Source organism: Roseimicrobium gellanilyticum (assembly GCF_003315205.1).
Lineage (GTDB): Bacteria > Verrucomicrobiota > Verrucomicrobiia > Verrucomicrobiales > Verrucomicrobiaceae > Roseimicrobium > Roseimicrobium gellanilyticum.
The window spans coordinates 584331-591433 of record NZ_QNRR01000004.1 but is presented as its reverse complement, the minus strand read 5'-3'; the positions used below and the strand labels follow the sequence as shown (position 1 = coordinate 591433).

Sequence of the window (7103 nt, the reverse complement as noted above, 5' to 3'; positions counted from 1 at the left end):
CCCCACCACCCCTCACCCCACCACCCCACCACCCCACCACCCCACCACCCCACACCTCCCCTTTGCGTTCTCTGCGTTCTTTTGCGGCCATTCCTTCGTAATTCACACTCCCCCCCAACCACGCAAAAAGGCACGGTTACCCGTGCCTTTCGCGTACAAATCTGAGAGTGCTGGGAGCGAGTCGCCTTACTCGGCGTTCTCTTCCACGTAGCGGATGACGTCCGCCACGGAGAGAAGCTTCTCAGCTTCTTCATCCGGCACATCAATGCCGAACTCTTCTTCGAAGGCCATCACCAGCTCCACCGTATCCAGTGAATCGGCGCCAAGATCTTCGATGAACTTCGCCTCGGGAGTCACCTGCTCGGGATTCACGCCGAGCTGCTCGACGATGATGTCCCGTACTTTGTCTGAAATATTGCTGTCTGCCATGGTCGGTGGATAAGGTTGCTTGAGTGGCGGGGAGCTTTAGGGTCAGAGCCCGTTTTCGCAACAGGAAAAATGCGATTTTTTGGAACTCGTTTTTGTCCAGAAAAACCCCATTCCTGAGGTGACAATCAGGCAGCGCCGTGCGGAGGTGTCGGTTGCTCCGCAGGTGTCTCGGCAGATTCCTCTTCGGGCTCGATGACTTTCTCAATGAGTTCCCCCTTGAACTGGTCCATCAGCCTGTCGAGCACCCGGCCCGCGCCGTCGTACTTCAGGTCGTCGATGACCGCGCGATGCTCCACCTTCTCCCCGGTCTCGCGGTAGTACACATAGGCCAGGGCCTTGACGTCCCACTTCCGCTTGTCGATTTTGTACACGTCCTTGAAAGGCACCACCCTGCCATTGGGCATGATCATGTGGTCAGCGTGTCCCACGAAGCGTTTGTCGTGGTTGAGCAGGACGATGATACCCACGACAGCGGCGCCCACGATCATCGCGCCGCCCCAGTAAAACTGCTCACGGATCTGCTCCGGGGTATACATCTTCGGATTCTCCGCCCAGCCGTGCGGCGCGGCGTAGTCGCTCCATCGCGGCTGTTCCAGTTCAGCCTTGATGATCCACCCGCGACGGCGTGCTGTCTCCACCCACGCCCGAGCCGCATCCGGCCCTTCAGCCACCACAGCGTCATACTCACCCAACACCTCCCGCTCAAACCATGCCTTGCTCTCGGCCGCCTTGTTGGACTTCGGATAGCCGAAGCGACCATCGTAAATGAAATACAGACCCATGCCCACCAGCAGCAGGGCCATCAGGCCCATACGCCGGTAGAACCAGGGCGACACCGGGCAAACGATGACGCCAGGTTTTGCGGAGGTCGACGAGTCGCTCATCGGGACCATTCAAACGTTAATCGCTGCATCGTGCAAGGACAGGCGCGTCATGAGACGGAAAATCCACCTTCATGACAACACCACACCCACGGCAAGAGCAGTCCTTGTTCCACAACCCAAGTTCAAGTGGACGAAATTTGTCCACCCCAGCAAGCAGACTCCATTATCAAGCTTACTTAAGTCATTCATTACGTTACATTTATAACACCTTATTACACCATCGGCTCTTGGCTCAGCAAGGCGTTCCCGAGCCCAAATCGTGAGCGACTCCACCTTGTCGCTCCACAAACTTCAGTTGTTCACTCCTTTCCGCTTCACTGGGAATTCGTTATACTCGGAGGATGGCTACCATCCGCACCATTGTCTATGCCGTGTCCGCCGCCTGCCTCTCGCAGGCTGCTGTCTTGCCCATTTGCGCGCAGGAAGAACCGCCAAAGCAGCCCACAGTCTCCACCACTGCCCAGGGGACCAAGGTCGCCGCTGACCTCGCGGAAGCCGCCAAGAAGCGCATCAAGAAGGTGAGCGAAACCGAATACGAGCTCGGCCCCATCAAGATCAACAGTGCGAAGCGCGAAGTCCGCGTGCCCACTCAGGTGAATATGACGGAGGGCATCCTCGAGTACGCCCTCGTGCATGAGCACGGGAAGACTCATGAAAGCCTCCTGCGCACCACCGCGAGTCCCACGGAACTGAATGTCGCCCTGCTGCTCTCTCATTTCGAGCCCCACCTCAAGGAAGCCGCGAAGTTCCTCTCCGAGCCCAGCGAGCAGGTGAAGGCCCGCATGGCCCAGCCCATGGAGCACGAAGGAGCGAACCGCATGCGCGTGAGCGTGGAGTGGAAGGACGCCGCCGGAAAAGTCCAGACCGCACCCATGAACGCATGGATCCGCGACAAGCAGAGCGGCAAGCCCGCCGCAGCCTCCGACTGGATCTACACCGGCTCCTTCATCAGCCAGACCGGCTTCGCCGCCGAGCACGATGGCTCGCACATCGCCATCTACTTCGACCTCATTTCCCTCGTCAACTTCCCGGACAAGAACAACGCCAGCGACGAAAACTGGCTGGTGGAATCCGCCGCCATCCCACCCGTGGACACCCCCGTGACGCTCGTCTTTGCCCATGTGAACACAACCCCGGAACCCAAGTCACCCGCCGGGGAAAAACGATAGTTCGTTTGGCCAATTTCTGCCTTTCTCCCCCATTCATCGTCATCATCATGAAACGCCGCCATCTCCTCACCACTGCTCTGACCGCCTCCCTGGCGCTTTGCTCCAGCCTCCCTGCGCAGGACAAAAACGCCTCCCTGCGCCAGGAGCTCGACATCGCCATCAGCAAAGGCCTGAACTTCCTGAAGCAAAAGCAGAACGCCGCCGACGGCTCTTGGAGCACGCCGGAAGAGCCGGCCATCACCGGCCTGGTGCTCACCGCTTTCATGGGTGACCCCTCCCGCCGCCCCACAGATGCAGTGCTGCCCGAGGTGGACAAGGGCTACCAGTTTCTCCTCAGCAAGGTGAAGCCGGATGGCGGCATCTACAGCAAGGGCCGCGCCAACTACAACACCTCCATCGCCCTCACCGCACTCACGGTGAATCCGAAGCCGGAGTATGAGAAGACCATCCTCGACGCACGCCGCTTCGTCGTGGGTCAGCAGAATGACTTCGACAAAAAGGGAGAGGCAGACAACGAGTTCGACGGCGGCATCGGCTACGGCAAGCCCAGCGCGGACAAGCCCCCGCGCGCGGACCTTTCCAACACGCATTTCGCGATCGAGGCATTGTACTATTCGAAGAAGCTCTTCGAAGACAAGGCCACACCCGAGGACAAGAAGAACGAGCTGAACTGGGGCGCTGCCATCAAGTTCGTGGAACGCTGCCAGAACCTCCCCGCCAGCAATGATCAGAAGTGGGCCAGTGATGACCCCAAGAACAAGGGCGGCTTCATCTATGAGCCCGGCATTAGCAAGTCCTCCGAAGAGGTGAAACTACCCGACGGCCGCACCGCGATGCGCTCATACGGCAGCATCAGTTATGCAGGAATGCTCAGCTTCATCTACGCTGGCCTCACCCCGGACGATCCCCGTGTGAAGGCCGCGCTGCAGTGGCTGGGTGAAAACTACACGCTCGAAGAGAACCCCGGCATGGGCCAGGAAGGTCTCTACTACTACTACCACACCATGGCCAAGGCTCTCGCCGTGGCCGGACAAACCGAGCTGAAGACCAAGGAGGGCAAGGCCGTTGACTGGCGCACCGAGCTCGCCCGTCACCTCCTGAACGTGCAAAAGCCCGACGGCTCATGGCTCAACGCCACCGGCCGCTGGATGGAAAACGACCCCGTCCTCGTCACCGCCTACACCCTGCTCGCATTGGAGCACGTGCATCGCGCGCTAAAGTAGTCGGTCGCTTTCACGATTGTTAGTCGAACTGTTGAGCAGTGGTCGCAAGGCCACTGCTCGATTTGTTTTGGCGGGGGCATTTCAATTGCTACCGACAGCCCATTCAGAAGTACGCCGAAGGCGTTGTACACTGTCCAGCCCAAGGTAAGCCTGCGAAGCAGGCGCCACCTTGGGTGAGATAGAGAACCCATCGGAACTCTGAAAGAGTTCTACAAAAACATGGCCGCCGCTGGTATGAGCACATATCCCCAGCAACGCTTCTGTGGAACGCTGTCAGCGCTCAACATCTTGATGTCGCACCCCCAAGGTGGCGCTTGCCGCTCCGCGGCGAAGCTTACCTTGGGCTGGACAGTGTACAACGCCTCCGGCGTAAAAGCGGCCACAGCTCGCCCCAAACGCTCTACCGGACACCAGCAATTTGATGGACTCGTCCATGCTTTTGCCTAGGCTCACACCATGAAAATCCTCTCAGGGAAACCTGTTCCAGTCATCGCTGCTTGCGCTTTCGCCTTTGCCCTTGCCTCCATGGGCGAAACCACACGAGCGGAAGCTGCGGACACAGCCACCCTGGCCGGCAAACCCGCCAAAACCTTCTCCACAGCAGGACATCCCAAGTCCAGCGGAGTAGCACTCACCATCAGCTATCCGGAAGATTGGAACGCTGAAGAGAGCAAGTCACGAACCGGCGTGCAGATGTTCGTCAATCCCACTTCCACGGCCACGGTGATGGTTGGTGCCAAGCCCTCCAAACGGCCCATCACCCCGGAAGAAGCAGCGAAGCTGGTGGCGGATGGCACAGGCGTGTCTCCGCTCTTCCCGCCGAGCACAAGCATCGTGAACTTCCAGTCGGTGAAGGTGGGCGATGTGCCGGCCGCTCTGGTGGAGTGCACAGATTCCCGGAAGCAGGCTGACGCAGCGGCTCATGCCCGAAGTTTCTTCCTGATCTTCGTGCAGGGTGACGTCCTCGTCATGATTCACTGCATGGTGGCCTCCCCCGACCCTGCGGCCGTGGAGAAGACCTTCGAATCCCATCGCGAACTGTTTAAGCAAATCCTCAGCAGCGTGACGTTGGCCAACGGCCTCAAGTGACGATCAGGGTGGGCTATCCGCAGCATCCATTGACAAGCCCCATCACGCTGGCATGTGATGGCCCCGCCGCCGCGGGAATGATATCACCGCCACGATGGATACCAGTGTCAGTTCAGAGGATAACAAACCCAGCCTGAATACACAGGCCACCAGCGATGCTGGCCATACGCGCCTGCTGAGCACTGGACTGAGCATCCTCATCCTCGCACTCGCCATTCTGAACATGGGCGTGCGGAATCTTCCATGGCACCTCGACGACTACGATCAATCCAAGCAGGCCTACGTCTCCTTTGAAATGGTCGAGCGCGGGAACTGGTTCCTGCAGCACACGCCCCGCCAGTTCATCGCCACCAAGCCACCGCTCATGGGCTGGATCTCCGCGGGCCTGTACTACCTCACCCACTGGTGGGAGATCTCGTGGCGCATCCCCTCCCTCGTGTCCGCGCTGGTCCTGCTGTTCCTCCTGAAGCGCGAGGGTGACAAACGCTTCGCCGTGCCCGTGGGCATCCTGGTGGCGGCCGTGTTTGCGTTGAATCTTCTCACGCCCCGCGTGGCCACCCTGGTGCGCACGGACATGATGCTCACGCTGGCCATTTTCATCCCCGGCTGGATCATCTGGAGAAAGATACTCGCCCGCACCGAGTGGACCACCGGGGAGCGCTGGGCCATCTTTGCCTCCGTGCTGGCCGGCGTGCTTACGAAGGGTCCTGTGCTGTACGCCTTCCTGTTGCCGGGTATCGTTGCCTTTCTCTTCCTCAACAAGGAAAGCCGCAAGTATGTGTGGTGTGGCTGGTGGCCCTGGGTCATTCCGCTCGTCATCTTCCTTGCCTGGGTGTGGGCAAACATCCACAACAAGGACTTCTACGAGCAGGTGGTGACAAAGGAATTCATGGGCCGCTTCACCTCCGGTGAGAAGGCGGTGCACCGCTCCCAGCCGGTGTATTATTACATCCTCCACCTCACGGTGCGCCTTGCGCCATGGAGCCTGCTCCTGCTCGTGCTGCTGGCGAAGAAACAAACCCGCATCTGGCTGCGAGCGAATGCCGGTACGCTGTGGCTCCTGTGCTGGGCTCTGGCTGCGCTGCTCTTCATGTCCGTGATTCCCTCCAAGCGCACGGACCGCATCTTCCCCATCATCCCTCCCCTGTCACTGGCCATGGGTTCCATCTGCGCGATGTGGATCGAGCGTGGCGCCCATTGGGGAAAGTGGAGCGCTGCGAAGTGGTTCACGGCCACCATCTGGCTGGCGGCGGTGGCATCGCTCGGGTACACCGCGGCAAACATGTACAATCAATTCCGCCTGCCCACGGATGCCACGGCACGCTTCGGCGAGCGTGTGCGTGCCCATGCAGCACCGGGAAATCTACGCATCGCCGCCACGCCAGATGGGCACGAAGCCGTCCTGCTCTACCTCCGCATCCCTGAGTTCACTCAGTTCCCCAAAGCCACACGCGACCTCGCCCAGGGCAAAGTGGACCTGCTCGTCCTGAGCCGGAAGGAATACGAACAATCCGCCGACAAGGATAAATGGGAAGTGCTGGAGACGCTGGACAAGACCGAATCCAAAGATACCTACGTGTGCGTGAAGCGGAAGGGGGCGTGAGGCCCCCTCACCTCCAAAGGTTGGATGCAGCTATTCGTCTCTAAGCGACAGCATACCATCCTCCCTGAACGGAAACGCCCCTCCTCAAAAAGGGACGTTTGCCCTGAAGGACGTAGCAAGCCAAAATCGCTTCGACAGCATCCGATGCGTCACATCGACTGAGGCCGTACCTACCCCATCCCCTCACCCATTCTCCCGCGTCCAGTATGTCTGCTTGTGCGCAAAGGACTCCAGGTTTTTGCGAATGCAATCTGCTGCACGGCGTGTGGGATGTGCGGAGACTTCATACTCCGTGCCGTGGTCATCCTGGCGGATCACGCTGAACTTTCGCGGGGAGCCATACCACTCTTCAAAAAAGTTCGTCACCTCCCTGTCCAGGCGCCACGTGATGCAATCCGCGAGAGGCAGGTGGTTCAGGATATGTTCTATCTCAGGCGCGTCCGCGTACACCGTGCCCGCATAGTCACCGGGCGCATCCAGATGGCGGACAATCAACACCGTAAGCCCGCAGCGATAGCGGTAGGCCCAGTATTCACAGGGTCCGGGCTCGTCTTCTCCATCTTCCGTGCGGCGATGCGGTGGTCCGAGCCGACGGTAGATTTCCCCTGAGGGAAGATCAAACGCCAGGAGCGCCCGATCATCCCCTGGATACACCGGCTTGGCCTTGGTGGCACTCAGCATGGGGTTCTTTAGGGGGCTTGATTGT

At 59.6% G+C, this 7103-nt stretch carries 7 protein-coding genes; 4 read left to right on the top strand and 3 right to left on the bottom strand.

What is annotated here, in order from left to right; translation table 11 throughout:
- Positions 1 to 186: 186 nt before the first annotated feature.
- Positions 187 to 429 (bottom strand): acyl carrier protein, encoded by a 243-nt coding sequence (locus DES53_RS14925; protein ID WP_113959057.1) that lies wholly within the window; start codon positions 427 to 429, stop codon positions 187 to 189.
- Positions 430 to 554: 125 nt separating this feature from the next.
- Positions 555 to 1313, bottom strand: coding sequence for a hypothetical protein (locus tag DES53_RS14920; protein WP_147263421.1), 759 nt, complete (start codon positions 1311 to 1313; stop codon positions 555 to 557).
- A 341-nt stretch (positions 1314 to 1654) separates the two neighbouring features.
- On the opposite strand from DES53_RS14920, the gene DES53_RS14915 reads away from it, so the two are divergent.
- The 4 genes from DES53_RS14915 (at position 1655) to DES53_RS14900 (ending at position 6397) form a co-directional block, all read left to right on the top strand.
- Positions 1655 to 2482, top strand: a complete 828-nt coding sequence (locus DES53_RS14915) for a YdjY domain-containing protein (RefSeq protein WP_113959055.1) — start codon at positions 1655 to 1657, stop codon at positions 2480 to 2482.
- 47 nt (positions 2483 to 2529) lie between these two features.
- Positions 2530 to 3705: a prenyltransferase/squalene oxidase repeat-containing protein gene (locus tag DES53_RS14910; protein ID WP_113959054.1), complete on the top strand. Its 1176-nt coding sequence runs from the start codon at positions 2530 to 2532 to the stop codon at positions 3703 to 3705.
- Between the two features lie 456 nt (positions 3706 to 4161).
- A complete protein-coding gene (locus tag DES53_RS14905) occupies positions 4162 to 4794 on the top strand; it encodes a hypothetical protein (RefSeq protein WP_113959053.1) in 633 nt (210 codons plus the stop codon).
- Positions 4795 to 4888: 94 nt separating this feature from the next.
- Complete coding sequence (locus DES53_RS14900) at positions 4889 to 6397, top strand: ArnT family glycosyltransferase (protein WP_113959052.1); 1509 nt, start codon at positions 4889 to 4891, stop codon at positions 6395 to 6397.
- 183 nt (positions 6398 to 6580) lie between these two features.
- On the opposite strand, the gene DES53_RS14895 is transcribed toward DES53_RS14900, so the two are convergent.
- Positions 6581 to 7078: a hypothetical protein gene (locus DES53_RS14895; protein WP_113959051.1), complete on the bottom strand. Its 498-nt coding sequence runs from the start codon at positions 7076 to 7078 to the stop codon at positions 6581 to 6583.
- Positions 7079 to 7103 lie beyond the last annotated feature (25 nt).

Coding starts and splice junctions, on each gene's coding strand:
- DES53_RS14900 (WP_113959052.1), top strand. CDS start 4,889: ATGGATACCAGTGTCAGTTCAGAGGATAACAAACCCAGCCTGAATACA.
- DES53_RS14895 (WP_113959051.1), bottom strand. CDS start 7,078: ATGCTGAGTGCCACCAAGGCCAAGCCGGTGTATCCAGGGGATGATCGG.
- DES53_RS14915 (WP_113959055.1), top strand. CDS start 1,655: ATGGCTACCATCCGCACCATTGTCTATGCCGTGTCCGCCGCCTGCCTC.
- DES53_RS14925 (WP_113959057.1), bottom strand. CDS start 429: ATGGCAGACAGCAATATTTCAGACAAAGTACGGGACATCATCGTCGAG.
- DES53_RS14910 (WP_113959054.1), top strand. CDS start 2,530: ATGAAACGCCGCCATCTCCTCACCACTGCTCTGACCGCCTCCCTGGCG.
- DES53_RS14905 (WP_113959053.1), top strand. CDS start 4,162: ATGAAAATCCTCTCAGGGAAACCTGTTCCAGTCATCGCTGCTTGCGCT.
- DES53_RS14920 (WP_147263421.1), bottom strand. CDS start 1,313: ATGAGCGACTCGTCGACCTCCGCAAAACCTGGCGTCATCGTTTGCCCG.